The following is a 25,130-nucleotide window of genomic DNA, read 5'->3' on the forward strand; positions in this document are numbered from 1 at the left end:
GGTAAGACGCATGCATATCGTGATCATGGGCTGTGGCCGGGTGGGCGCGGCGCTCGCCCAGACCCTGGAGCAACAGGGACACACGGTCGCGGTCGTCGACCAGGACCCCACCGCCTTCCGCCGCCTCGGCGCGGGTTTCGGCGGCCGCCGGGTGACGGGCGTCGGATTCGACCAGGACACGCTCCGCGAGGCGGGCATCGAGGAGGCCGGGGCCTTCGCCGCGGTCAGCAGCGGCGACAACTCCAACATCATCGCGGCCCGGGTGGCCCGCGAGATGTTCGGCGTGGAGAACGTCGCGGCCCGGATCTACGACCCGCGCCGCGCCGAGGTCTACCAGCGCCTGGGCATCCCGACCGTGGCCACCGTGCGGTGGACGGCCGACCAGATGCTGCGGCGGCTGCTGCCGTCCGGCGCCGAGCCGCTGTGGCGGGACCCGAGCGGCGGGGTGCAGCTCGCCGAGGTGCACACCTCCCCCGCGTGGGTGGGGCACAAGGTCAGCAAGCTCCAGGAGGAGACCGGAGTGCGGGTCGCGTTCCTGACCCGGCTCGGCGAGGCGATGCTGCCCACCTCGCAGACGGTCCTGCAAGAAGGCGACCTGGTGCATGTGATGATGCGCACCGACGAGGTCGAGAAGGTCGAAGCCTCGTTCGACGAGGGGCCTGAGGAGGGAGCCCGATGAGGGTTGCCATTGCCGGAGCGGGCGCCGTGGGGCGCTCCATCGCGGGCGAGCTGCTGGAGAACGGGCACGAGGTCCTCCTCATCGACAAGGCACCGACCGCCATCTCCGTGGAGCGGGTGCCGCAGGCCGAATGGCTGCTGGCCGACGCGTGCGAGATCACCTCGCTGGACGAGGCGGCCCTTCAGCGCTGCAACGTGGTCATCGCGGCCACCGGGGACGACAAGGTCAACCTGGTCGTGTCCCTGCTCGCGAAGACCGAGTACGCGGTGCCGCGGGTGGTCGCGCGGGTGAACAACCCCAAGAACGAGTGGCTGTTCAACGAGGCGTGGGGCGTCGACGTCGCCGTCTCCACACCGCGGCTGATGTCGGCGCTGGTCGAGGAGGCGGTGAGCGTCGGCGATCTGGTGCGGCTGCTGCGCTTCAGCCACGGCGACGCGAACCTGGTGGAGCTGACGCTGCCGCCGGAGGCGGCCCTGGTCGGCACCCGGGTCGGCGACGTGGCGTGGCCGGAGGACACCTCGCTGGTCACCATCATCCGGGGCACCCGGGTGCTGACGCCGACCAACGACGACATCCTGGAGGCGGGCGACGAGCTGCTGTTCGTCGCGGCCCAGGCGCGCGAGGAGCAGCTGGAGCAGCTGCTGTCCGTGCAGCGTCAGGACGCCGCGGGCCAGGTCTAGCGGGGCATCAGCGAGGCCCCGGGTTCCCTGTGCGGGAGCCCGGGGCCTTCGTGGTGCCGCTCGGTGCTCAGATGCTCAGTGCCGGGGCGGGCGCCGGTCGGCCGACTCCGTACGGGCCTCGTTCACGATCTGGTCCGTCCACTCCGAGAGCAGCGGGTCGGCGATCCGCTCGGCCTGCTCGGCCTCCCGCTTCGCGCGCTCGCGGTCCCGCTCCGCCTTCTCCTCGGCCTCCATCTCGGCGATCACGTCGATCGGCGGCGGGGCCTTGGCGAGGAAGATCCACGTCAGGTAGACGCACAGCAGGAACGGCGGAATGCCGAGCGCCACCTTCACCCAGCCGAGCTGGGTGACGTCCCCCCACCAGTACAGCGGGAAGAGGATCGCCGACTTGGCGAGCAGGATCAGCCCCCACGCCCAGGTGGCCCGGGTGTAGGCGCGGAACCGGCCGGGGTTGCGGGTGCGCCAGGAGAGGTTCTCCTTGAGCATCGGCCCGAGCAGCACGCCGATCAGCGGATAGCGGAAGATCGCCGAGAGGACGTACGCGACCGCCAGGCCGAGCGTGTAGAGCATGCCCGGCAGGTAGAAGTTCTTGGCGTCGCCGGACATCATCGCGAAGATCGCGCCGAACGCGACCCCGAACACCCCGCTGAAGGCGTGCTTCAGCGTCTCCTTGCGCACCAGCCGGGCCAGCGCCAGCAGCACGGTCAGACCGAGCGCGCCGATCGCGGCCAGGTGGATGTCGCGTTTGATCGTGTACAGCAGGACGAAGACCAGCCCGGGGACGGTGGTGTCCACCATGCCCCGTACCCCGCCGAACGCCTCCAGGAGCGCGGTGTCCGCCGCCGCCCTGCTCTGCGCGTCGTCGGCGGCGGCGTCCTGGTGATCGGTGTCGGTCGGGGTCGTCTTGTCGTCAGACGTCACCGGCTACTCCTGTCCGAGCGGTCGGAGTTCGTACTTCGGATTGAACAGCACCCGGCGCCCGTGGCTCATGGAGATCCGGCCGGTGGCGATCAGCTTGCGGCCCGGTTCTATGCCGATGATGGAGCGGCGGCCCAGCCACACCACGTCGAGGGCGGCGGTGCCGTCGAAGAGCTCTGCCTCCAGCGCGGGCACTCCGGCCCGCGGCCGCAGCGTGACCGTGCGCAGTGTACCCGTCACCTTGACGATCTGCCGGTCGCCGCAGTCGCCGATCTTGGTGCAGCCCGCATCCTCCGCGTCCTGCTGGAGCTCGGCGGAGTGCAGCTCCTCCTGGGAGCTCGACAGCCGGTCGATCATCCGCCGGAAGCGGCCAGCCGGCTTGTCACGCTTCCCGGGGGGCTGGGGTACGGAACTCATACGGCCAGCGTACCGGTGAGCCCCCGCCGATTCCCGGCGCTGCCGCATCCCCGCCCGCGACTCACCGCCCGCGACTCACCGCCCCACCGCTCACGGCTCGAAGCGGTACCCCATGCCCGGCTCGGTGATGAAGTGCCGGGGATGCGAGGGGTCGTTCTCCAGCTTGCGGCGCAACTGCGCCATATAGACCCGCAGGTAGTTGGTCTCGGTGCCGTACGAGGGCCCCCAGACCTCCTGGAGCAGCTGCTTCTGGCTGACGAGGCGGCCCTCGTTGCGCACCAGCACCTCCAGCAGATGCCATTCGGTGGGCGTCAGCCGGACGTCGCGGCCGTCGCGGTGCGCCTTCTTGGCGGCCAGGTCGACGCTGAACCCGTCGGTCTCGACGACCACCGCGGCGTCCGAAGGGCCGGAGGGCTCGGCGCGGCGTACCGCGGCGCGCAGCCGGGCCAGCAGCTCGTCCATGCCGAACGGCTTGGTGACGTAGTCGTCGGCCCCGGCGTCCAGGGCCTCGACCTTCTCGTCGGAGGTCTGGCGGGCCGAGAGCACCAGGATCGGGACCCGGGTCCAGCCCCGCAGCCCCTTGATCACTTCCACGCCGTCCATATCGGGCAGGCCCAGGTCGAGCACGACCACATCCGGGTGGCGGGTGGCGGCGAGCTTCAGGGCGGTCGCACCGTCCCCGGCGGCGTCGACCTCGTACTTGCGCGCCTTCAGGTTGATCACGAGGGCGCGTACGATCTGCGGCTCGTCGTCCACCACGAGCACCCGGTTCATCTGACGGCCTGCCTTTCCGTTGTGCCGCGTGTGCCGTCCCTCAGGGGCCCGGAGGCGGCCCGCAGGGTCAGCACCATGGTCATCCCGCCTCCGGGGGTGTCCTCGGCGGCCAGCGAGCCGCCCATCGCCTCCACGAAGCCGCGGGCGACCGCGAGTCCGAGACCGACCCCGGCGCCGCGCGGGGCGTCCCCGTACCGCTGGAAGGGTTCGAAGATACGGTCCTTCGCGGCGTCCGGCACGCCAGGGCCACGGTCGGCGACGCGCAGTTCGACCCGCTCGCCCAGCGCGCTCGCGGACACCAGCACGGGCCGGTCCCGCGGGCTGTACTTCACCGCGTTCTCGACGATGTTGGCGACGCTGCGCTCCAGCAGCCCGGGGTCGACCTCGACCATGGGCAGGTCCTCGGGGATCTCCAGGGTGACGTCGCTCTCGGGGACGCCGACGAGCGCCATCGGCACCACCTCGTCCAGGTCGATCTCCCGGATGAGCGGGGCGACGGTGCCGGTCTGGAGCCGGGACATGTCGAGCAGATTGCCGACCAGGTGGTCGAGGCGGTCGGCGCCGTCCTCGATGCCCTCCAGCAGCTCGGCCTCGTCCTCGGCGGACCAGGCCACGTCGTCCGCGCGCAGGGACGTCACGGCCGCCTTGATGGCCGCCAGCGGGGTGCGCAGGTCATGGCTGACGGCGGCGAGCAGCGCGGTGCGGATGCGGTTGCCCTCGGCCAGCTCTTGGGCCCGCTCCGCCTCCCCCACCAGCCGCTGCCGGTCCAGTACGACGGCGGCCTGGGCGGCGAAGGCGGCCAGCACCCGGCGGTCCTCGGCGGGCAGCACCCGGCCGGACAGCGCGAGCGCCATGTGGTCGCCGACCGGCATGTCCACGTCCGCGTCCTCGGGCCGCTCCGGCGGCGGCGCTCCCGCGGTGCCGCCGACGCTTCCCGCGCAGGTCCAGGGCGCGACGTCGCCCTCCCGCTCCAGCAGGGCCACCGTGTCCATGCCGAAGGTCTCGCGGACCCGTTCCAGCAGCGCCTCCAGGCTGGTCTCGCCGCGCAGCACGCTGCCCGCGAGGAAGGACAGCACCTCGGATTCGGCGCGCAGCCGGGCGGCCTGATGGGTGCGGCGCGCGGCCAGGTCGACGACGGAGGCGACGCTGACCGCCACCGCCAGGAAGATCGCTATGGCGACGATGTTCTCGGGGTCGGCGATGGTCCAGGTGTGGGTGGGCGGGGTGAAGTAGTAGTTGAGCAGCAGCGATCCGACGGCCGCCGAGGCGAGGGCGGGCAGCATCCCGCCCAGCAGGGCCGCCAGCACGTTGAGGAAGAGGAACAGCAGCACCTCGTTGGCGAAGCCGGGACCGGCGTCCGCGGTGAGCGTGGCCCCGGTACCGGTGAGCGCCAGCGTGAGCAGCACGGGTCCGGCGATCCCCACCAGCCAGCCCGCGATCAGCCGGGCGCGGCCGAGCCGGGCGCCGCGCGCGACCGGCAGGCCGCGGCCCTTGGCGACCTCGTCGTGGGTGACGATGTGCACGTCCAGGTCGGGCCCGGAATCCCGGGCGACGGTCGCGCCCACCCCCGGCCCGAAGACGTACTGCCACGCCTTGCGGCGGCTGGAGCCGAGCACGATCTGGGTGGCGTTGACCCCGCGCGCGAACTCCAGCAGCGCGGCCGGGATGTCCTCCCCGATGACGTGGTGGAAGGTGCCGCCCAGGTCCTCGACCAGGGTGCGCTGGACCGCCAGCTCCTTCGGGGAGGCCGAGGTGAGGCCGTCGCTGCGGGCGATGTAGACGGCCAGGATCTCGCTGCCTGAGCCCTTGGCCGCCATCCGGGAGGCGCGCCGGATGAGCGTGCGCCCCTCGGGGCCGCCGGTGAGCCCGACGACGATGCGCTCGCGTGCCTGCCAGGTGGAGCGGATGCTGTGCTCGTCGCGGTACTGCTGGAGGTATTCGTCGACCCGGTCGGCGGTCCACAGCAGGGCCAGCTCGCGCAGCGCGGTGAGGTTCCCGGGCCGGAAGTAGTTGGACAGCGCGGCGTCGACCTTGTCGGGCGCGTAGATGTTGCCGTGCGCCATACGGCGGCGCAGCGCCTGGGGCGACATGTCGACCAGCTCGATCTGGTCGGCGCGGCGGACCACCTCGTCGGGCACGGTCTCCCGCTGCCGTACGCCCGTTATCGACTCGACCACGTCCCCCAGCGACTCCAGGTGCTGGATGTTGACGGTGGAGACGACGTCGATCCCGGCCTTCAGCAGCTCCTCGACGTCCTGCCAGCGCTTGGTGTTGCGGGAGCCGGGGACGTTGGTGTGGGCCAGCTCGTCGACGAGCGCGACGCCGGGGCGGCGGGCGAGCACCGCGTCCACGTCCATCTCCGTGAAGGCGGCGCCCCGGTACTCCAGCTCCCGGCGCGGCACCTCCTCCAGACCGGCCATCATCACCTCGGTGCGGCGGCGGCCGTGGTGCTCCACGAAGCCGACCACGAGGTCCGTGCCCCGCTCGACCCGCCGGTGCCCCTCGGACAGCATCGCGTACGTCTTGCCGACGCCCGGCGCCGCGCCGAGGTAGATCCGGAGTTTCCCGCGTCCCATGACCCTATTTTCCCCGTTCGCTGGGTTTTCCCGGCTCACCGCTTTCCCGTGCGCCGGTGTCAGCGCCGGGCGAGCGCCTGGAGCGCGATGTTCAGCTCCAGCACATTGACGTGCGGCTCGCCGAGGAAGCCCAGGGCGCGGCCGTCGGTGTGGTCCTCGACCAGCCGGGCGACCTCGGCGCGGGGCAGCCCGTTGGCCCGGGCGACGCGGGTCACCTGGAGGGTGGCGTACGCGGGCGAGATGTCCGGGTCGACGCCGGAGCCGGAGGCGGTGACCGCGTCCGGGGGCACGGCGCCGGGCGCGACCCCGTTGAAGGCGGCGATCTGCCGGCGGCGGTCCTTGATCTGGCCGCTCAGCACGGTGCTGTCGGCGGCGAGGTTGGACCCGCCGGAGACCAGGATCTTGTACTGGGTGTTGACGGTGTTGGTGCCCGCCGCCGAGGGGCGGGGCTGGAAGTACTTCGGGTCCGGCAGCGGGTTCCCGGCCTTGTCCTTCCGGTCGAGGGTGTACGTCTGGCCGATGAGCGCGGAGCCCGCGGTCCGGCCGTCCGCCCGCACCTCGGAGCCGTTCGCCTGGTGGGGGAAGGCGGCCTGCGCGATGCCGGTGACGGCGAGCGGATAGAGCACCCCGCAGAGCACCGTGAGGGCGATCAGTGCGCGCAGTGCGGCGCCTGCCAGCCGGGCCGTGGAGCGTGCTGTGCCGTTGAGGAGGGTCATGTTCTTCGCGTCACCCGATGCCCGGTATGAGGGAGATGAGGAGGTCGATGAGTTTGATGCCGATGAACGGGGCGATGAGCCCGCCCAGTCCGTAGAGGGCGAGGTTGCGGCGGAGCATCCGGTCGGCGCTCATCGGGCGGTAGCGCACGCCCCTGAGGGCGAGCGGCACCAGCGCGACGATGACGAGCGCGTTGAAGACGACCGCGGACAGGATCGCCGACTGGGCCGAGGCCAGATGCATGATGTTGAGCGCGTCCAGGCCCTGGTAGCCCGTCACGCCCGCGAACATCGCCGGGATGATCGCGAAGTACTTCGCGACGTCGTTGGCGATCGAGAAGGTGGTCAGCGCGCCGCGGGTGATCAGCAGCTGTTTGCCGATCTCCACGATCTCGATGAGCTTGGTCGGGTTGGAGTCCAGGTCGACCATGTTCCCGGCCTCCTTGGCGGCCGACGTGCCGGTGTTTCATGGCCACGCCGACGTCGGCCTGGGGCGAGCGCCGGGGCCTTCTTGGGGCCGTCGCCGGTCATCGCGACCAGCTTGCCGCCCGCCTGCTCCCGCTTGATGAGCGCCATCTTGTCCTCGGGCGTGGCCTCCGCCAGGAAGTCGTCCACGCCCGCCTCGGCGGCGATGGCCTTGGCGGTCAGCGGGTTGTCGCCGGTGATCATCACGGTCTTGATGCCCATCCGGCGCAGCTCGTCGAACCGCTCCCGCATGCCCTCCTTGACGACGTCCTTGAGGTGGATCACGCCGAGCACGCTCGGGCTGCCGGCGCCGTCCGCCGCGACCAGCAGCGGGGTGCCGCCCGCCGCCGAGATCGCGTCGACCTTCTCCTGGGCGTCGGCGGGGATGAGCCCGCCGCGTTCCCGGACCCAGGCCATGACGGCGCCCGCCGCGCCCTTGCGCACCGAGGTGCCGTCCACGTCGACACCGGACATCCGGGTCTGGGCGGTGAAGGGGACGAACGTCAACGAGGCAGCGTGGCCCAGTTCGCCCTCGTGGCGGGCCCGCAGGCCGTACACCTCCTTGGCGAGGACGACGATCGAGCGGCCCTCTGGCGTCTCGTCGGCGAGCGAGGACAGCTGGGCGGCGTCCGCGAGCTCCGCCTCGGTCGCGCCGTCGACCGGGACGAACTCGGCGGCCTGCCGGTTGCCGAGCGTGATCGTGCCGGTCTTGTCGAGCAGCAGCGTCGACACGTCGCCCGCCGCCTCGACCGCGCGGCCGGACATGGCGAGGACGTTCCGCTGGACCAGCCGGTCCATGCCCGCGATGCCGATCGCGGAGAGCAGCGCGCCGATGGTGGTGGGGATGAGGCAGACCAGCAGCGCGGTGAGCACGATCATCGTCTGCTCGGCGCCCGCGTAGATCGCGAACGGCTGGAGGGTGACGACGGCGAGCAGGAAGACGATGGTGAGCGAGGCGAGCAGGATGTTGAGCGCGATCTCGTTCGGGGTCTTCTGCCGGGCCGCGCCCTCGACCAGGTTGATCATCCGGTCGATGAAGGTCTCACCGGGCCTTGCCGTGATCTTGATGACGATGCGGTCGGAGAGCACCTTCGTCCCCCCGGTGACCGCGCACCGGTCGCCGCCGGACTCGCGGATGACCGGCGCCGACTCGCCGGTGATGGCGGACTCGTCGACGGACGCCACGCCCTCGACGACGTCCCCGTCGCCCGGGATGACGTCGCCCGCCTCGCAGACCACCAGGTCGCCGACGCGCAGCGCGGTGCCGGGGACCCGCTCCTCGCCGCCGTCGGCGAGCCGCCGGGCCTCGGTGTCGGTCTTGGCCTTGCGCAGAGTGTCGGCCTGGGCCTTGCCCCGGCCCTCGGCGACGGCCTCGGCGAGATTGGCGAAGAGCACCGTCAGCCAGAGCCAGGCCGTGATCGCCCAGCCGAACCAGTCGCCCGGGTCGGTGGCTGCCAGCACGGTGGTGAGCACCGAGCCGATCTCCACCACGAACATCACCGGGGACTTCGCCATCACCCGCGGATCGAGCTTGCGGAAGGCGTCCGGCAGCGAGGTGAGCAGCTGCCGCGGGTCGAAGAGGCCGCCGGAGACCCGGCCGCCGTCCGGGTCGTGCCGGTGCGGGCTCGTCCCGTCGAGGGCGGGGCGTACGGGGGTGGTGGTGCTCATGAGAGTCCCTCCGCCATCGGACCAAGGGCCAGGGCCGGGAAGTAGGTGAGACCGGTGACGATGATGACCGCGCCGACCAGCAGCCCCGCGAAGAGCGGCTTCTCGGTGCGCAGGGTGCCCGCCGTCTCGGGGACGGGCTTCTGCTCGGCGAGCGAACCGGCCAGCGCCAGGACGAAGACCATCGGCAGGAAGCGGCCGAGCAGCATCGCCAGGCCGATCGTGGTGTTGTACCAGTCGGTGTTGGCGCCCAGTCCCGCGAAGGCGGAGCCGTTGTTGTTGGCGCCGGAGGTGAAGGCGTACAGCACCTCGGAGAAGCCGTGCGCCCCGCTGTGGCCGGTCGCGTTCCCCGCGGTGTTGAGGATCGAGTCCGGCGGGGTGGACAGCACCATGGACACGGCGGTGAAGCCGAGCGCCAGGGCCGGGGTGACGAGGATGTAGCACGCCGCGAGCTTGATCTCGCGGGAGCCGATCTTCTTGCCCAGGTACTCGGGCGTACGGCCGACCATGAGCCCCGCGATGAAGACCGCGATCACGGCCATGACCAGCATGCCGTAGAGGCCGGAGCCCACCCCGCCGGGCGCGATCTCACCGAGCATCATGCCCAGCAGCGCGATGCCGCCGCCGAAGCCGGTGAACGAGGAGTGCATGGCGTCCACCGCGCCGGTGGAGGTCAGCGTCGTACTGGTCGCGAAGATCGAGGACGCGCCGACGCCGAACCGCTGCTCCTTGCCCTCCATCGCGCCGCCCGCCGCCTGGAGCGCAGGGCCGCCGTGGTGGAACTCGGTCCACATCATCAGCGCCGTGAAGCCGAGCCAGATCAGGCCCATGGCGGCGAGGATCGCGTACCCCTGCCGGACGTTCCCGACGAGCACGCCGAAGGTGCGGGTCAGCGCGAACGGGATGACCAGGATCAGGAAGATCTCGAAGAGGTTGGTGAAGGCGTTGGGATTCTCGAACGGGAAGGCGGAGTTGGCGTTGAAGAAGCCGCCGCCGTTGGTGCCGATCTCCTTGATGGCCTCCTGCGAGGCGACCGCGCCACCGTTCAGCTGCCGGCTGCCGCCCGTGAGCTGCCCGACCTCGTGGATGCCCGCGAAGTTCTGGATCGCGCCGCAGGCGACCAGCACGACCGCCGCGATCACCGACAGCGGGATCAGGACGCGGACGACCGTACGCACCAGGTCCGCCCAGAAGTTGCCCAGCTCGCCGGTGCGGGAGCGGGCGAAGCCCCGGACGAGGGCGATGGCCACCGCGATGCCGACGGCGGCGGACAGGAAGTTCTGCACCGCGAGCCCGGCCGTCTGGACGACGTGGCCCATGGCCTGCTCGCCCGCGTACGACTGCCAGTTGGTGTTGGAGACGAAGGACGCGGCGGTGTTGAACGCCTGCGCCGGGGTGATCGAGGAGAAGCCGAGCGAGAGCGGCAGACCGCCCTGGACGCGCTGGAGCAGGTACAGGAACAGGACGCTGACGCCGGAGAAGGCGAGCACTCCGCGCAGATACGCGGGCCAGCGCATCGCGGTGTCGGGGTCGGCGCCGACGCAGCGGTAGATCCACCGCTCGGCACGCAGATGCCTGCCGGAGCGGTACACGGCGGCCAGGTAGTCGCCGAGCGGCCGGTACACCAGGGCGAGCGCGCCGATGAGCGCGGCGAGCTGGAGCACCGCGGAAAGTTCGGAACTCATGACGCCCTCAGAACCTCTCGGGGAAGAGGAGGGCGAGGACCAGATAGCCCAACAGCGCGACGGCCACGACCAGGCCGACGACATTCTCGGCGGTCACAGCTTCGTCACCCCTTTGGCGACGAGGGCCACCAGCGCGAAGACCGCGAGCGTGGCGACGACGAAGGCCAGATCGGCCATCGTGGGCTCCTAGAGGATCGGTGGAGTGCTGTCCTCTTGAGGAAACCCCCGCGGGGAGCGCGTGAGCCCGCCGTTGACGGCTCCCTTACGGCGCCGGGCGCCGTCTTGACGCCTCCCTGACGCCGCGGCGCGCGCACGCGAACCGGGGCACGCGAAATAGCCGGTGGGCCGTACTCCGCAGAGAAAAGTACGGCCCACCGGTAGAACGCTCACATCAGCCGAGCCTTACGCCGGGGACTCAGCCGGATGCGAGCGAGCAGCCCGCCAGGGCGTCAAGACCGGAGGGGGCGGTCGAGCCCTGGCGGGAGAATGAAATCTTGATGCGGTCGATCGTGGACTTCCGCTTGTCCTCCAGCGGGCCCAGGATCGCGTTCTGCACGAAGTTCGGGCCGCCTTCGCCCGCGGAGGTCGAAAGTCTCTTGTTGGCCTCGCTGAGCTGGGTGTCCAGGAGCGCGAGGTTGCGGTCCACCTCCGCCTGGGCGGCGGCCGGCACGTCGCCGATCTCACCGGCGACGTCCGGGCAGCTGATCCCCTCGCCGGAGCCGGCGCCCGCGTCCGCGCCCTCGTCCGCACCGGCGCCCGTGTCGGCACCGGACTCCTCCGCGGCGGGGTCGGCCGAGGCCGCGGCGCTCGCTGCGGCCGTCGCCTCGGCGCCCGCCCCGGCGTCGCCGCCGGAGAGCGTGCACTCGGCGAGCGCGTCCAGACCGGTCGGCTTCTCGGCCTGGCGCCCGATGGAGATCGCGATGCGGTCGAGGGTCGACTTCCGCTTGTCCGCCAGCGGACCGAGGATCGCGTTCTGCACGAAGTTCGGGCCGCCTTCGCCCTGGCTGGTGCTCAGCCGCTTGTTCGCCTCGGCGAGCTGGGTGTCCAGAAGGGCGAGGTTACGGTCCACCTCCGCCTTGGCCTTCGCGGGGATCTCCGGAAGGGATCCCTCCACGGCGGGGCAGCTGATGGAGGACGCGGCCTTGACCGACGCCTTCGCCTCGCTGCCGCTGTCGTCCTGACCCGCCATGGCGGCTCCCACCGCGACGGACGCACAGGTAATACCGCCGATCACACCGGCGACGACGATCCGCCGACGGTGAAGTAACGGAAGGCCTCGGGACATTGATCACTCACCTCGTTGAGGTCGGACAGGGGATGAACCCGTCGCGTCCGCTCTCCCACTGCCGCGGGCGCGCCGGGGGTCTCTCGCCCATCAGTACGCCGCAGGTGGCACGGGTGTTCAACGATTCACAGAAAAAAGTCGAAGGGGCCCGGGGAGACTCCCCGGGCCCCTTCGGACCTGGTCATACGTACGCGGCGCGGGCCGCGGTCAGCGCACCTCGGTGATCTCCGGACCGCGCTGGAGCCGGTCGGCGCCACCCGCGAACCGCGAGCCCTGCGCCTCCTCCTGCTGCACCCCGTCGGGCACCATCTGCGCGTCGTTCGGCAGCTTGAGCACGACCGGATCGCGCGGGGCCATCGGGCCCTCACCGCGCACCACGACCGTGTCCTGGAAGATCGCCTCCAGCAGGCTGCCGGTCTCGGGCTGCACGGCGCCCTGCCCGGAGATCACTCCGCGCAGGAACCAGCGCGGCCCGTCGACGCCGATGAAGCGCACCACCTGGACGCCGTTCTTGCCGTCCGGCAGCTGCACCGGCACCTGGGCCCGCAGCTCCCAGCCGAGCGGGCCCTCGACCTCGTCCACCACACCGCCCTGCTGGGTGATGCCGGTGGCGATCTCGTCCCGCACCTCGCCCCAGATGCCTTCCTTCTTGGGCGCGGCGAACGCCTGCAACTGCACGGCACTGTCCCGCAGCACCACGGTCGCGGCCACGATCGCGTCCCCCGCGACCTCCACCCGCAGCTCCATGCCCTCGACCCCGGGCACGAACATGCCGCCGAGGTCCACCCGGCCCTCGCCGGGCTCCCGCACCTCGGACACGTCCCACGGGCCGTCGGGACGCGGCGCGGGGGGCAGGCTCACCCTGGGAGCCTCCTCGTCGCCCTCGTCGACGAGGCCCGCCGCGTCCTCCGCGTCCTCGGCCAACTCCTCGGAGGTCACGTCGAGCGACTCGACGTCCTCCTCGCTGCGCTTGCGGCGACGTCCGAACACGTCATCGTCCTTCCCGGTCGGAACCGACCGAAGCGTATCCATTCCCACCCGTTGTGCCGTCCACGGCGGCATGACCGCCGGTGGACCCGAAGCCCCCTTCGGCCCGCGCCGACCCGGGAAGCTCCGCCACCTCCTGGAAGCGCACCTTCTCGACCTGCTGGACGACCATCTGGGCGACCCGGTCGTAGCGCTCGAACCGCACGCTCTCGCGCGGGTCGAGATTGACCACGATCACCTTGATCTCTCCACGGTACCCGGCATCGATGGTCCCCGGGGCATTCACCATGGCGACCCCGCAGCGGGCGGCGAGTCCGGACCTCGGATGCACGAAGGCGGCATACCCCTCCGGGAGCGCGATAGACACTCCGGTGGGCAGAACCGCGCGCTCCCCCGGGGCCAGCTCCGCCGCCTCGGTGGTGACGAGATCGGCACCGGCGTCCCCCGGGTGGGCATACCCCGGGATCGGCACCTGCGGGTCCACCCTGCGGATCAGCACGTCCACCGGTACGGGAGTCACGGATTCACCTCGAATGCGCGCGCGACCTTCACCTGATCCGGGTCGGCGAGCGCCGCGTTGATCTCCTCCGACCGGCCGTTCTTGATGAAGTGGTCGACCCGCACCTCTATGAAGAGGGCCTCCGCGCGCACCGCGACGGGCCCCTCGGGACCCCCGATGCGGCCCGTGGCCGCACAGTAGATCTTGCGGCCGTGCACGGCGGTCACCCGTGCCTCCAGGTGCAGCACGGTGCCGACGGGCACCGGCCGGACGAAGTCCGTCTCCAGCCGCCCGGTCACCGCGATCACGCGCTGGAGCCAGTTGAGGGACCCGAGCGTCTCGTCCAGCGCGGCGGTCAGCACCCCGCCGTGGGCCAGGCCGGGCGCGCCCTGGTGGGCGGCGTCCACGGTGAACTCGGCCGTGAGGCCGACGCCCTCGCCCGCCCGCACCCGCAGGCGCAGGCCCCCGCTCTGCTCGCCGCAGCCGAAGCACTGGTCGTAGTGCGCGCCGAGGAGCTCCCCGGGCGCGGGCGCGTCGGGGTGGCGCACGGGTGCCATGGCGCCTTCCGGCGGCTTCAGCACTGTCGTTCTTCCACTCACAACGGCTGACCTTACCCGCGAGAGATGCCCCGGCAGGCGGCCATGCCAAGCTGATACGCATGCAGCCTTACGACGAACGTCTCACCGCGCCTCGTTCATGGTGGTTCATCGCGGTTCTGATCGGGTTCGGCACGGCGTTGATCATGCTGCCTTTCGGCACCCTGCCGATGCTCGGCGGCCTGATCGCGGGCGCGGCGCTGGCGTGTGTCGCGGTGAGTTCGTACGGCTCGGCCCGGGTGCGGGTGGTGGCGGGCTCCCTGGTCGCGGGAGAGGCCAGGATCCCGGTGTCGGCGCTCGGGACCGCCGAGGTGCTGGACGCCGACGAGGCGGCCGCCTGGCGGAGCTACAAGGCCGATCCGCGGGCCTTCATGCTGCTGCGGAGCTACGTCCCGACCGCGCTGCGGGTCGAGGTCACCGATCCGCAGGACCCCACGCCCTACGTGTACGTCTCCACCCGGGACCCCGAGGGGCTGGCCGCGGCTCTGACGGCCGTACGCGCCGAGACGGCCTAGGAAAGCGCCCTACGACCTAGGGAGCGTCCTGAGGGCCCTGCTGCGGGGACTGAGGGCCCCGCGGGGGCTGTGGGGGCGCCAGCTCGCCCGGGGCGCCGGGCGGCTCACCGGATGCGTCCGGAGACGGAGGAAGGGCCTCCCAGGGCACCTGGCGGGCGCGCAGATCCCTGCGGATCTTGCGCGCGAGTCTCTTGGTGTCGCGCCGGTTCATCGAGGCGCCGACGGCCGCGCCGACCATGAAGGGCGCCAGGACGGGCAGGTTCCGGAAGCTCCGTCTCAGCACCTGCTGGCGCAGCTCGCGCTTCATCCGGACGTTCAGCGCGGCGTTGACGCTGCCGGGGACGGTCGGGTCGATACCGCGCTCCTCGGCCCATGAGCTGAGGTAGACGGTGCCCCGCTGCCGCACGGCCCCGGGCGCCCGCAGCCCGTAGACCTCGTGCAGCTCGGCGATGAGCTTGAACTCTATGGACGCCACGCCGACGATCTCGGCGGCCAGCTCGGTGGGCATGGCGGGCGGGGTTGGCAGCATCGCCGCGGCACCAACGCCCGCGCCCACGGTGGAGGTGCCGTTCGCCGCACCCGCCACCAGCTTGTCCGCGATCTCTTCCGGGCCGAGCCCGGGGAACTGCTTGCGGAGCGTCGCGAGGTCGCGGACCGGAATACGCGGTGCGTTCGCCACGATCCGGTCGGCGACCGCGTACACCCCCGCCCGGGCACGGTCACCGCCCTGCCGGACGCCGCGGCCGAGGGCGGCCGCGAGCGAGGCCGCCCGGCCTCGCTCGACATGTGCCCCGTCCACGCCGTCGTGCTCCGCGTCCACGACTGGCCTGCGGCTCAGGCCGCGCAGTCGCGGCAGATCGGCTGGCCGTTCTTGGTCTCGGCGGCCAGCTGGCTGCGGTGGTGCACGAGGAAGCAGCTCATGCACGTGAACTCGTCGGCCTGGCGGGGCAGGACCCGGACGGACAGCTCCTCGTTGGAGAGGTCCGCACCGGGCAGCTCCAGACCCTCGGCCTGCTCGAACTCGTCGACGTCGACGGTGGACGCCGACTTGTCGTTCCGCCGGGCCTTGAGTTCCTCGATGCTGTCCTCGTTGACGTCATCGTCGGTCTTGCGTGGGGTGTCGTAATCCGTTGCCATGTCGCTCTCCCCCTCTGGGTGTCTGCGGTGTCTCAGCGCTCGTAACGCGTGAGAGGCCGGACTTGTGCCCGACCTGAGGCGGAGATTTTGCCTCACATCAAGGTCTGTTACTCAATCGACACCCAACCGCACCCCTGAAGAGGTGATCGGGTTGGATGGCCATCGGGACCGTACACGGTCCGAATGTCGCACTCTCATGCGCCATGACGTGTACTTCCCGTGATCACGGTGCCTGAAAACCCGGATTTTTACGGCTTTCCGGCAACCGGCACGATCACGCAGAGTGTATGGCTTGAAAATCGCCCATGTGATCGATCACACACGATACAGGCGGTGGGCGGATCACGAAAATTCCGCCCAAAGCGAACACCCCACGAGGGTACTACCCCTTTCGCCATTCCGCCGTTCCGCCGTTCCGCGCTCAGACCGGGAGCACCACCCGCATCACCAGGCCACCGCCCTCCCGCGGCTCGGCCGCGATCCGCCCGCCGTGGGCGCGCGCCACCGAGCGGGCGATCGACAGCCCGAGGCCCACGCCCTTGTCGCTGCCGGTGCGCTCGGTGCGGAGCCTGCGGAACGGTTCGAAGATGGCGTCCATCTCGTACGCCGGGATCACCGGACCGGTGTTCGCGACCAGCAGCAGCGCCTGCCCCTGCCGCACCTCGGTGGTCACCTCCACCCAGCCGTGGTCCGGAACGTTGTAGCGCACCGCGTTCTGCACCAGGTTCAGCGCGATCCGCTCCAGCAGCACCCCGTTGCCCTGGACCACCGCGGCCGCCCGCTCGCCCCGGATCTCCACGCCCTTGGCCTGGGCCTCGGCCCGGAGCTGTTCGAGGGCCTGGGAGGCCACCTCGGCGAGATCCACCGGCTTGCGGTCCACGATCTCGTTGTCGCTGCGGGCCAGCAGCAGCAGGCCCTCCACCAGCTGCTCGCTGCGCTCGTTGGTGGCCAGCAGCGTCTTGCCGAGCTGGACCAGCTCCGGGGACGCCTGTGGATCGGACAACTGCACCTCCAGCAGGGTGCGGTTGATCGCCAGCGGGGTGCGCAGCTCGTGCGAGGCGTTGGCGACGAACCGCTGCTGGGCGGTGAACGCCCGGTCCAGCCGTTCCAGCATCTCGTCGAAGGTGTCCGCCAGCTCCTTCAGCTCGTCGTCCGGCCCGTCCAGCTCGATCCGGCGGGACAGGTCCGAGCCCGCCACCTGACGCGCCGTACGGGTGATGCGGCCCAGCGGCGAGAGCACCCGCCCGGCCATGGCGTAGCCGAACGCGAACGCGACCACGGCCAGCCCCAGCAGCGCCAGCAGCGAGCGGCGCAGCAGCCCGTCCAGGGCGTAGTCGCGCTGCTGCGACATGCACTGGGCCACCGCCCGGTTGAACGCGTCGTTGTTGCCCTGGCTGGGCAGATGGCAGGTGTCGGAGGGCTTGTAGTCGATCCGCACGATCTGGAGCGGGAACTCGCTGCCCCGGCGGATGGCGTCGGCCGCCAGCAGGTAGATGATCGTCAGCAGCACCACACCGGCGATCAGGAACATCCCGCCGTACAGCAGGGTGAGCCGTATCCGGATGGTGGGCCGCAGCCAGGGGTTGGGCGGCGAGGTGTGCTGCGGGTCCCAGCTGGGCTTGGGCGGTGCGGCGGGCGGAAGCGGAGTCGTGGCCATGTCGCGGTCAGATCCGGTATCCCGAGCCGGGGACGGTGACGATCACGGCGGGCTCGCCGAGCTTGCGGCGCAGCGTCATGACGGTCACCCGGACGACGTTGGTGAACGGGTCGGTGTTCTCGTCCCAGGCCTTCTCCAGCAGCTGCTCGGCCGAGACGACGGCGCCCTCGCTGCGCATCAGGACCTCCAGCACCGCGAACTCCTTGGGCGCCAGCTGGATCTCCTTGCCGTCCCGGAACACCTCGCGGCGGTTCGGGTCCAGCTTGATCCCGGCGCGCTCCAGGACCGGCGGCAGGGCGACGGTGGTGCGGCGGCCGAGCGCCCGCACCCGGGCGATCAGCTCGCTGAAGGCGAACGGCTTGGGGAGGTAGTCGTCGGCGCCGATCTCCAGCCCCTCGACGCGGTCGCTGACGTCACCTGAGGCGGTGAGCATCAGGACGCGGGTGGGCATGCCCAGTTCGACGATCTTGCGGCACACATCGTCGCCGTGGACGAGCGGCAGGTCACGGTCGAGGACCACGACGTCGTAGTCGTTGACGGCGATGCGCTCCAGGGCGGCGGCACCGTCATACACGACGTCGACAGCCATGGCCTCCCGGCGCAGTCCGGTGGCCACCGCGTCGGCGAGCAGCTGCTCGTCCTCGACGACGAGTACACGCACGTCGTTGGTCCTTCCCTCAGGGCCGCGGCGGGCTCTCGTGCTCCACAGCGTTCGGCGCCTCCATCCTGCCTCGAAGTCTCATAAACCGGCGGTAAGAGGTGCCGGGCGGCCCACTTCAAGATCATCAAGAAACTTTTGGCGCCGGAGGTTTCCGCTCCGAGTGGGGTGGGGAGGACGACTGCACACCCCGCGATCACGCCCTGTATGTGGCTATCCATAGACGCCGCTGCCACCCTCAGGGATTCACGTACGTGATCGCTCCCGCCGTCGGCACACCCCGTGCCACCGACCCACGACGAGGGGGCGCACCATGGACGCGTTCACCGCAGGCATTCTGCAGCGTATAGAGACCACTCAGTCCGATCTGACTCGCGCCCGTGAGACGGGCGACGAGTTCCTCGCCGATGTGGAGCTGGCGGAGCTGGAAGACCTCCGTCGACTGGCCGCCGAGCACGGCGTCGAAGTAAGCGCCGCTTGATCCAGGTTGCTTGATCCAGTGCGCCGCCGGTTCCGTTCGGCGGCTTGATCACCCGGTGTGACGGAGACCGATCCAGCTCCGGTACGCCGATCCGCCCAGCACGACCGGCACAATCCACGCCGAAGCGCCCCGGTGTCCTCCTGGCACCGGGGCGCTTCGCGTGCCCGGGGGTGGTGGCGGCCCGGCTCAGTCGTGCCAGGCGCCCAGGCCCTCCAGCAGCGACTGGAGCGGCTCGAAGAGGCCGGGGGCGGCGGCGATGGTCAGCTCCGTCGAGGCGGGTACGCCCGGCCGTCCGCCGGTCAGCGCGCCCGCCTCGCGGGCTATGAGGGCACCGGCCGCGTAGTCCCAGGGGTTGAGCCCGCGCTCGTAGTACGCGTTGAGCCGGCCGCAGGCCACGTCGCACAGGTCGATGGCGGCCGATCCGCCGCGCCGGATGTCGCGCACCTGGGGCAGCAGCTCGTGGAGGACCCTGGCCTGCCCGATGCGGCGCTCGCGCACATAGCCGAAGCCGGTGCCGATCAGCGCCTGCTCGAAGGGGGGCGCGGTGCGCACCCGCACCCGCTCCCCGTCGGCGTACGCGCCCTGGCCGAGCACCGCGTGGTACGTCTCGCCGCGCATCGGCGCCGCCACCACGCCGACGACCGTCTCGCCGTCCCGCTCGACGGCGATGCTGACCGCCCAGGACGGGAGGCCGTAGAGGTAGTTCACCGTGCCGTCGATCGGGTCGATCACCCAGCGGACACCGCTGCTGCCCTCGCTGCTCGCGCCCTCCTCGCCCAGCACGCCGTCCTGCGGGCGGTGCTGCGCGAGGAAGTCGGTGATCAGCTTCTCGGAGGCGACGTCCATCTCGGTGACGACATCGATCGGGCTGGACTTGGTGGCGGCCACGCCGAGGTCGGCCGGGCGGCCGTCACGCAGCAGGTCCCCGGCCCTGCGGGCGACCTCCAGGGCCAGATCGAGCAGTTCGGCGTTGAGCGAGTCGGTCATCGTGCTCCTTGGTGGATTACCCGTGCGTCGTGCGTGTGCGCGTGCGACGGCCCTGGAGATCCGCCGGAACGGTCCCCTGGTCGGCCCGGCTAGTCGGCCCCGGCGGCGGCCGGCCGCGGCGAGCGGGCCGGACAGCAGCCCACCGGGCAGAGGTCGTGGGACGGGCCCAGCGCGCCCAGGGCGCAGCGTTCGGGCACCGCCGGGGCGTCCCCGGCGGCGAACCGCTCGGTGGCCGCGCGCTCCAGCAGCAGATCGCGCACCGCCGCCGCGAACCGCGGATCGGCGCCCACGGTCGAGGCGCGGGCGACCGGCAGGCCCAGGTCGGCCGCCTTGGCGGCCGCCTCGGTGTCCAGGTCGTACTTGACCTCCATATGGTCCGATACGAAGCCGATCGGGACCATCACGGCGGCGGGCACGCCCTCGCCGTGCAGCTCCTCCAGGTGGTCGCAGATGTCCGGCTCCAGCCAGGGGATGTGCGGGGCGCCGCTGCGGGACTGGTAGACCAGCCGCCAGGGGTGCACCGCGCCGGTCTCCTCCCGCACCGCCTCGGCGATCAGCCGGGCGACGTCGAGGTGCTGGGCGACGTACGCACCGCCCTCGCCGTGGTCCGGGACCGGTCCTGAGGTGTCCGCGGCGGCGGTCGGGATGGAGTGGGTGGTGAAGGCGAGGTGCGCGCCCGCCCGCAGCCCCTCGGGCAGCTCGGCGAGCGCGGCGAGCGTCGCATCCACCATGGGCCGGACGAAGCCGGGGTGGTTGAAATAGTGCCGCAGCTTGTCCACGCGCGGCAGCGGCAGCCCCTCGCCCTCCAGGGCGGCGAGGGCGTCCGCAAGGTTCTCGCGGTACTGGCGGCAGCCCGAGTACGAGGCGTACGCGCTGGTGGCGAGCACCGCGATGCGGCGGTGGCCGTCGGTGACCATCTCGCGCAGGGTGTCGGTCAGGTACGGGGCCCAGTTGCGGTTGCCCCAGTAGACCGGCAGGTCCAGCCCGTGCTCGGCGAAGTCCTTGCGCAGCGCGTGCAGCAGCTCGCGGTTCTGGGCGTTGATCGGGCTGACGCCGCCGAACAGGAAGTAGTGCTGCCCGACCTCCTTGAGCCGCTCCCGCGGGATGCCCCGGCCCCGCGTGACGTTCTCCAGGAACGGCACGACATCCTCGGGGCCTTCGGGCCCGCCGAAGGAGAGCAACAGCACGGCGTCGTACGGGGCGGGGGATGGCTGCGGTGGCTGTTCCGGCATGGTTCTGATCCTGCCACCGGTCCCGGACCGGCGGGAAATGCCCCTGCGCGGGCCCCGGGGTGACCGTAAGCTGTATCAGCTTCGACGTTCCTTACCCCCTCGGCCCCGCCGACCTGCTCTCTTTCGCTCCTTCGTCCCGTTCTGTCGCTCTGCCCGCCCGCGGAGGCCCCGCCATGCCCGGACCCGGTCCGTACCGTGTGATCTTCGCCGCCCCCGGCGCCAAGGCGTTCTCCGCGGCCGGGTTCATCGGGCGGATGACCGTGGCCATGACGAGCATCGGCGTGGTCACGATGGTCTCCCAACTCACCGGGCGGTACGGGCTCGCCGGTGCGCTGGCGGCCACCCTCGCGCTCTCCGTCGCCGTCATCGGCCCGCAGACCTCCCGGCTGGTCGACCGGTACGGCCAGCGCCGGGTGCTGCGCCCCGCGACCCTCGTCACGCTCACCTCGCTGGCCGGACTGCTGCTGGCGGCCCACCTGGGCTGGCCGGACTGGACGCTGTTCGTGTTCGCCGCCACGGCCGGCTGTGTGCCGAGCGTCGGCTCCATGGTGCGGGCCCGCTGGGCGGCGATCCACCAGGACGCGCCGCGTGAGCTGCACGCCGCGTACGCCTGGGAGGCCATCGTCGACGAGGCGTGCTTCATCCTCGGACCGATGATCGCGATCGGGCTGTCCGCCGCCTGGTTCCCGGAGGCGGGTCCGCTGCTGGCGGGCTGCTTCCTGGCCGTCGGCGTCTTCTGGCTCACCGCGCAGCGGTCCACCGAGCCCGCGCCGCATCCGCGCGGGTCGCACAGCGGTGGCTCCGCGCTACGGTCGCACGCGCTCCAGGTGCTGGTCCTCACCTTTGTCGCGGTCGGGACGATCTTCGGTGCGATCGACGTGGCGACGGTGGCGTTCGCCGAGGCCGAGGGTCACAAGGCGGCGGCGAGCCTGGTCCTGGCGGTGTACGCGCTGGGCTCGTGCGCGGCGGGAGCGGTCTTCGGGCTGCTGTCGCTCAAAAGATCGCTGTCTTTCCGCTGGTTGCTGGGTATTTGTGCGATGACCGTGAGTATGATCCCCCTCCAACTGGTCGGGAACCTGTCGTTTCTGGCCGTGGCGCTCTTTGTCGCGGGCCTGGCCGTCGCACCGACGATGGTCACGACCATGGCCCTCGTCGAACAGCACGTACCACGCGCGCAGCTGACCGAGGGCATGACCTGGGTGAGTACCGGGCTCATGGTCGGAGTGGCACTCGGTTCGTCGGCCGCCGGAGGGGTGGTGGACGCCGCCGGGGCCCGCGCGGGGTACGCGGTGCCGGCCGTGGCCGGGGCGCTCGCGGCGGCGGTGGCGTTCCTCGGGTATCGCCGGCTCCGGCCGGCGCCACAGCGGGAGGGGTCGGGTGCGGATGGCCGTCAAGACCGTAAGAACCGAGCGGAACAGCGTGTGGCGTAACTGGGCGGGGAACGTCATCGCCCGTCCGGTGCGGAGCGTGGCCCCCTCCTCGACCCAGGAGCTGGCCGAGGCGGTGCGTCAGGCCGTGGCGGACGGGCTGCGGGTCAAGCCGGTGGGCACCGGCCACTCCTTCACCACCACGGCCGCCACCGACGGCGTGCTGATACGCCCGGACCGTCTGGTGGGCGTGCGGGAGGTGGACCGGGAGGCGGGCACGGTGACCGTCGCGGCGGGCACCACACTGCGTCAGCTCAACGAGACCCTGTCGGTCCACGGTCTGTCGCTGACCAACATGGGCGACATCATGGAGCAGACGGTGGCCGGGGCCACCTCCACCGGCACCCATGGGACGGGGCGCGACAGCGCCTCGATCGCCGCCCAGATCAAGGGGCTGGAGCTGGTCACGGCGGACGGCTCGGTACTGCGCTGCTCGGCGACCGAGCACCCGGAGGTCTTCGCGGCCGCCCGGGTCGGCCTCGGCGCGCTCGGCGTGGTCACGGCGATCACCTTCGGGGTGGAGCAGGAGTTCCTGCTCACGGCGCGCGAGGAGCCGATGCCCTTCGACCGGGTGATGACGGAGTTCGAACAACTCGTCGCCGAGAACGAGCACTTCGAGTTCTACTGGTTCCCGCACACCGGCAACTGCAACACCAAGCGCAACAACCGCAGCACCGGCCCCGCCTCCCCCATCGGCCGGGTCAGCGGCTGGGTGGACGACGAACTGCTGTCCAACGGCATCTTCCAGGTGGCCTGCACGGTGGGCCGGGCGGTCCCCGCCACCATCCCCGGGATCGCCAAGATCTCCAGTCGCGCCCTGTCCGCCCGCACCTACACGGACATTCCTTACAAAGTCTTCACCAGCCCGCGCCGGGTCCGCTTCCTGGAGATGGAGTACGCGGTGCCGCGCGAGGCCGCCGTCCCGGCGCTGCGCGAACTCAAGGCGACCGTCGAGCGGTCGGGGCTGCGGGTCAGCTTCCCGGTGGAGGTGCGGACGGCACCCGCCGACGACATCCCGCTGTCCACCTCCTCCGGCCGGGACACCGCGTACATCGCCGTCCACCTCTACCGGGGCACCCCGCACCGGGCGTACTTCACGGCCGCCGAGCAGATCATGACCGCGCACGGCGGACGCCCGCACTGGGGCAAGCTGCACAGCCGCGACGCCGCGTATCTGTCGGGGGTCTATCCGCGGTTCGGCGAGTTCACCGCGCTCCGCGACCGGCTCGACCCGGACCGGGTGTTCGGCAACGACTACCTGCGGCGGGTGCTCGGCGGCTGAGCCGCCCGGCCGGGAGCGGGTGCCCCCTCGGGCCGCGCCCGCTCCGGCGGCTCCGGGCCCCGGCGTGGACATTCGTTCCAGCTCGCGGGGGAAAGCGGACTATAAACGAAGCGGATCGTTCCGATTCTGACGTTCCTGTGAAACTTGCGGCCCAAAATGCGCTCCACTTCGAAGGATTCGGCGCCGGATCACCACGCCACGCCCGAACTCGGCTGGCGCGCCGCTCCACCCGAGCGGCCCAAATGGAGTACTGTGGCGAGCCCTGGCCCCGCTTTCCCGTCCGGCCGCCCGGACCCAACGGGAGGGGGCAGAGGGCGGCAACCAACCGGCCCGGGCAACTCGGCAAAGTTGTGGCAGGCTGCACCCGGGCAGGCCACACTCGTCTAGCGGGAGAGCAGCGACGCAACCGTGACGTCGGCAGGCACCACCCGGGAGGTCCCCATGCCCGAACTGCGTGTCGTGGCCGTCAGCAACGACGGCACACGGCTGGTGCTCAAGGCTGCGGACAGCACGGAGTACACACTTCCCATCGACGAGCGACTGCGCGCCGCGGTGCGCAACGACCGCGCTCGGCTCGGCCAGATCGAGATCGAGGTCGAGAGCCATCTGCGGCCCCGTGACATCCAGGCCCGTATACGGGCCGGCGCCACGGCCGAAGAGGTCGCGCAGATGGCCGGCATTCCCGTCGACCGCGTGCGCCGCTTCGAGGGCCCGGTGCTCGCGGAGCGCGCGTTCATGGCCGAGCGCGCCCGTAAGACCCCCGTGCGCCGCCCCGGCGAGAACACCGGACCGCAGCTCGGCGAGGCCGTGGCGGAGCGGCTGCTGCTGCGCGGCGCCGAGAAGGACACCGCGCAGTGGGACTCGTGGCGGCGTGACGACGGCACCTGGGAGGTGCTGCTGGTCTACCGGGTCGCCGGTGAGCCGCACTCGGCGAGCTGGACGTACGACCCGCCCCGGCGGCTGGTCCAGGCCGTGGACGACGAGGCGCGGACGCTCATCGGCGAGGCCGACGACACCCCGGAGCCCAGCTTCCCCTTCGTCCCGCGCATCGCCCGGCTGCCGCGCGACCGGGACAAGGACAAGGACAGAGACCGGGACAGAGAAAGAGACTGGGACCGGGGGACGTCCTCCGACCACGGCGACGACGAGGACGAGTCCGCGCTGCCGGTCCCGGCGTCCGCCTCGGCGGAGGACGGCTTCGGCGGCGAGCGCGACTCGCTGACCAGCCTGCTGGAGGCCGTGCCCAACTTCCGTGGCGACATGGTCGTGCCCGAGGCGCCGGTCGTGGCGCCGCCACCCCCGTCGGACGAGCCGGTGGAGGAGGCGGAGGCCGTCGAGCCGCCCGCCCCGGCGGCGAGCGCGGGTTCGGCGTACGCGGATGTGCTGATGCCCCGTTCGGTCGCGGGCCACCGCGACCGGCTGACCGGTACGACGGACCGCCAGGCGGAGGCGGACGGTGTCCGTCCGGGTCGCCGGGCGGCGGTGCCGAGCTGGGACGAGATCGTCTTCGGTACGCGCCGCAAGAAGCAGGAGTAGCCTCCGGGCCGCTCGTTCTCCGCACGGCTCCGGTGAAGGATTTCCATCACCTGACGGTAGAAGCAGCAGCCTTCTGGACCTGGCAGATTTCCACCGCCCGCCCCGACCTCTTGCCGCGAGCCGCGTCTACAGGCGAGCTGTACGTGAGCCTTTCCTTCGATAATCCCTCAGCGTGCCAGGCTGCGTTGGACGGCAATCCTGGTACAGAAAGTGAACGCCCCTGGGTCGGGCGTGCATGGCGGCCGAACCTGGGCTCGTCGATCTGCGCCTCTGCGCGGA

25 protein-coding genes and 1 pseudogene are annotated in these 25,130 nt (G+C 71.5%); 8 read left to right on the forward strand and 18 right to left on the reverse strand.

Annotated elements, in window-relative coordinates:
• Positions 1-10: 10 nt before the first annotated feature.
• A complete protein-coding gene (locus SSOG_RS12175) occupies positions 11-679 on the forward strand; it encodes a potassium channel family protein (protein ID WP_009714521.1) in 669 nt (222 codons plus the stop codon).
• Entirely contained in the window at positions 676-1,359 is a 684-nt protein-coding gene (locus tag SSOG_RS12180) for a potassium channel family protein (protein ID WP_009714522.1), read from the forward strand. The genes SSOG_RS12175 and SSOG_RS12180 overlap by 4 nt, the downstream gene beginning before the upstream one ends.
• A gap of 75 nt (positions 1,360-1,434) precedes the next feature.
• On the opposite strand, the gene SSOG_RS12185 is transcribed toward SSOG_RS12180, so the two are convergent.
• The 12 genes and pseudogenes from SSOG_RS12185 to SSOG_RS12245 all read right to left on the reverse strand — a co-directional run bounded on the left by SSOG_RS12185 (position 1,435) and on the right by SSOG_RS12245 (position 13,900).
• Positions 1,435-2,280: a DUF3159 domain-containing protein gene (locus SSOG_RS12185; RefSeq protein WP_009714523.1), complete on the reverse strand. Its 846-nt coding sequence runs from the start codon at positions 2,278-2,280 to the stop codon at positions 1,435-1,437.
• Positions 2,281-2,283: 3 nt separating this feature from the next.
• Positions 2,284-2,694, reverse strand: coding sequence for an OB-fold nucleic acid binding domain-containing protein (locus tag SSOG_RS12190; protein ID WP_078510292.1), 411 nt, complete (start codon positions 2,692-2,694; stop codon positions 2,284-2,286).
• Positions 2,695-2,784: 90 nt separating this feature from the next.
• Positions 2,785-3,468, reverse strand: a complete 684-nt coding sequence (locus SSOG_RS12195; protein WP_009714525.1) for a response regulator — start codon at positions 3,466-3,468, stop codon at positions 2,785-2,787.
• Positions 3,465-6,044: a sensor histidine kinase gene (locus SSOG_RS12200; RefSeq protein ID WP_009714526.1), complete on the reverse strand. Its 2,580-nt coding sequence runs from the start codon at positions 6,042-6,044 to the stop codon at positions 3,465-3,467. The genes SSOG_RS12195 and SSOG_RS12200 overlap by 4 nt, the downstream gene beginning before the upstream one ends.
• Before the next feature lie 59 nt (positions 6,045-6,103).
• Complete coding sequence (gene kdpC, locus SSOG_RS12205; protein ID WP_009714527.1) at positions 6,104-6,760, reverse strand: potassium-transporting ATPase subunit KdpC; 657 nt, start codon at positions 6,758-6,760, stop codon at positions 6,104-6,106.
• Between the two features lie 10 nt (positions 6,761-6,770).
• Positions 6,771-8,890: pseudogene (gene kdpB, locus SSOG_RS12210) on the reverse strand (potassium-transporting ATPase subunit KdpB).
• Complete coding sequence (kdpA, locus tag SSOG_RS12215; RefSeq protein ID WP_039937330.1) at positions 8,887-10,572, reverse strand: potassium-transporting ATPase subunit KdpA; 1,686 nt, start codon at positions 10,570-10,572, stop codon at positions 8,887-8,889. The pseudogene kdpB and the gene kdpA overlap by 4 nt, the downstream one beginning before the upstream one ends.
• A 7-nt stretch (positions 10,573-10,579) precedes the next feature.
• Positions 10,580-10,669 (reverse strand): K(+)-transporting ATPase subunit F, encoded by a 90-nt coding sequence (kdpF, locus tag SSOG_RS47550; RefSeq protein ID WP_037817630.1) that lies wholly within the window; start codon positions 10,667-10,669, stop codon positions 10,580-10,582.
• A 318-nt stretch (positions 10,670-10,987) separates the two neighbouring features.
• Positions 10,988-11,857, reverse strand: a complete 870-nt coding sequence (locus SSOG_RS12230; RefSeq protein ID WP_009714531.1) for a hypothetical protein — start codon at positions 11,855-11,857, stop codon at positions 10,988-10,990.
• 207 nt (positions 11,858-12,064) lie between these two features.
• Positions 12,065-12,847 (reverse strand): DUF3710 domain-containing protein, encoded by a 783-nt coding sequence (locus tag SSOG_RS12235; RefSeq protein WP_009714532.1) that lies wholly within the window; start codon positions 12,845-12,847, stop codon positions 12,065-12,067.
• Between the two features lies 1 nt (position 12,848).
• Positions 12,849-13,364, reverse strand: a complete 516-nt coding sequence (gene dut / locus SSOG_RS12240) for a dUTP diphosphatase (protein WP_009714533.1) — start codon at positions 13,362-13,364, stop codon at positions 12,849-12,851.
• Positions 13,361-13,900, reverse strand: a complete 540-nt coding sequence (locus SSOG_RS12245; protein ID WP_425385413.1) for a PaaI family thioesterase — start codon at positions 13,898-13,900, stop codon at positions 13,361-13,363. The genes dut and SSOG_RS12245 overlap by 4 nt, the downstream gene beginning before the upstream one ends.
• A gap of 101 nt (positions 13,901-14,001) precedes the next feature.
• On the opposite strand from SSOG_RS12245, the gene SSOG_RS12250 reads away from it, so the two are divergent.
• A complete protein-coding gene (locus SSOG_RS12250; protein WP_039937332.1) occupies positions 14,002-14,454 on the forward strand; it encodes a DUF3093 domain-containing protein in 453 nt (150 codons plus the stop codon).
• A gap of 16 nt (positions 14,455-14,470) precedes the next feature.
• Here the strand turns inward: SSOG_RS12250 and SSOG_RS12255 are convergent, their stop codons facing one another.
• From SSOG_RS12255 to SSOG_RS12270, 4 genes are all read right to left on the reverse strand, one after another.
• Positions 14,471-15,253 carry a hypothetical protein gene (locus tag SSOG_RS12255; RefSeq protein ID WP_245606285.1) on the reverse strand — a complete coding sequence of 261 codons (783 nt, stop codon included), beginning with the start codon at positions 15,251-15,253 and terminating at the stop codon, positions 14,471-14,473.
• A gap of 35 nt (positions 15,254-15,288) precedes the next feature.
• A complete protein-coding gene (locus tag SSOG_RS12260; RefSeq protein WP_009714537.1) occupies positions 15,289-15,591 on the reverse strand; it encodes a DUF4193 domain-containing protein in 303 nt (100 codons plus the stop codon).
• Between the two features lie 421 nt (positions 15,592-16,012).
• A complete protein-coding gene (locus SSOG_RS12265) occupies positions 16,013-17,248 on the reverse strand; it encodes a sensor histidine kinase (RefSeq protein ID WP_009714538.1) in 1,236 nt (411 codons plus the stop codon).
• A 7-nt stretch (positions 17,249-17,255) separates the two neighbouring features.
• On the reverse strand, positions 17,256-17,909 hold the full coding sequence (locus tag SSOG_RS12270) for a response regulator transcription factor (protein WP_009714539.1): 654 nt from the start codon (positions 17,907-17,909) through the stop codon (positions 17,256-17,258).
• A 310-nt stretch (positions 17,910-18,219) separates the two neighbouring features.
• Between SSOG_RS12270 and SSOG_RS53485 the strand changes: the two genes are divergently transcribed.
• Positions 18,220-18,387 (forward strand): hypothetical protein, encoded by a 168-nt coding sequence (locus SSOG_RS53485; RefSeq protein ID WP_167542486.1) that lies wholly within the window; start codon positions 18,220-18,222, stop codon positions 18,385-18,387.
• Between the two features lie 186 nt (positions 18,388-18,573).
• On the opposite strand, the gene SSOG_RS12275 is transcribed toward SSOG_RS53485, so the two are convergent.
• Together SSOG_RS12275 and SSOG_RS12280 are read right to left on the reverse strand one after the other, a co-directional pair.
• A complete protein-coding gene (locus SSOG_RS12275; protein WP_009714540.1) occupies positions 18,574-19,374 on the reverse strand; it encodes an inositol monophosphatase family protein in 801 nt (266 codons plus the stop codon).
• Between the two features lie 89 nt (positions 19,375-19,463).
• Complete coding sequence (locus SSOG_RS12280; protein WP_009714541.1) at positions 19,464-20,606, reverse strand: ferrochelatase; 1,143 nt, start codon at positions 20,604-20,606, stop codon at positions 19,464-19,466.
• 173 nt (positions 20,607-20,779) lie between these two features.
• On the opposite strand from SSOG_RS12280, the gene SSOG_RS12285 reads away from it, so the two are divergent.
• The 4 genes from SSOG_RS12285 to SSOG_RS54775 form a co-directional block, all read left to right on the forward strand.
• On the forward strand, positions 20,780-22,036 hold the full coding sequence (locus SSOG_RS12285) for an MFS transporter (RefSeq protein WP_039941007.1): 1,257 nt from the start codon (positions 20,780-20,782) through the stop codon (positions 22,034-22,036).
• A complete protein-coding gene (locus tag SSOG_RS12290) occupies positions 21,990-23,315 on the forward strand; it encodes a D-arabinono-1,4-lactone oxidase (protein ID WP_039941008.1) in 1,326 nt (441 codons plus the stop codon). The genes SSOG_RS12285 and SSOG_RS12290 overlap by 47 nt, the downstream gene beginning before the upstream one ends.
• Positions 23,316-23,756: 441 nt before the next feature.
• The gene (gene sepH / locus SSOG_RS12295) at positions 23,757-24,851 is read left to right on the forward strand and encodes a septation protein SepH (protein ID WP_009714544.1); all 1,095 of its coding nucleotides are present in this window, start codon (positions 23,757-23,759) and stop codon (positions 24,849-24,851) included.
• A 32-nt stretch (positions 24,852-24,883) separates the two neighbouring features.
• The coding region (locus SSOG_RS54775) for a hypothetical protein (protein ID WP_208867348.1) at positions 24,884-25,130 on the forward strand (247 nt) is incomplete at its 3' end.

Source organism: Streptomyces himastatinicus ATCC 53653 (assembly GCF_000158915.1).
Lineage (GTDB): Bacteria > Actinomycetota > Actinomycetes > Streptomycetales > Streptomycetaceae > Streptomyces > Streptomyces himastatinicus.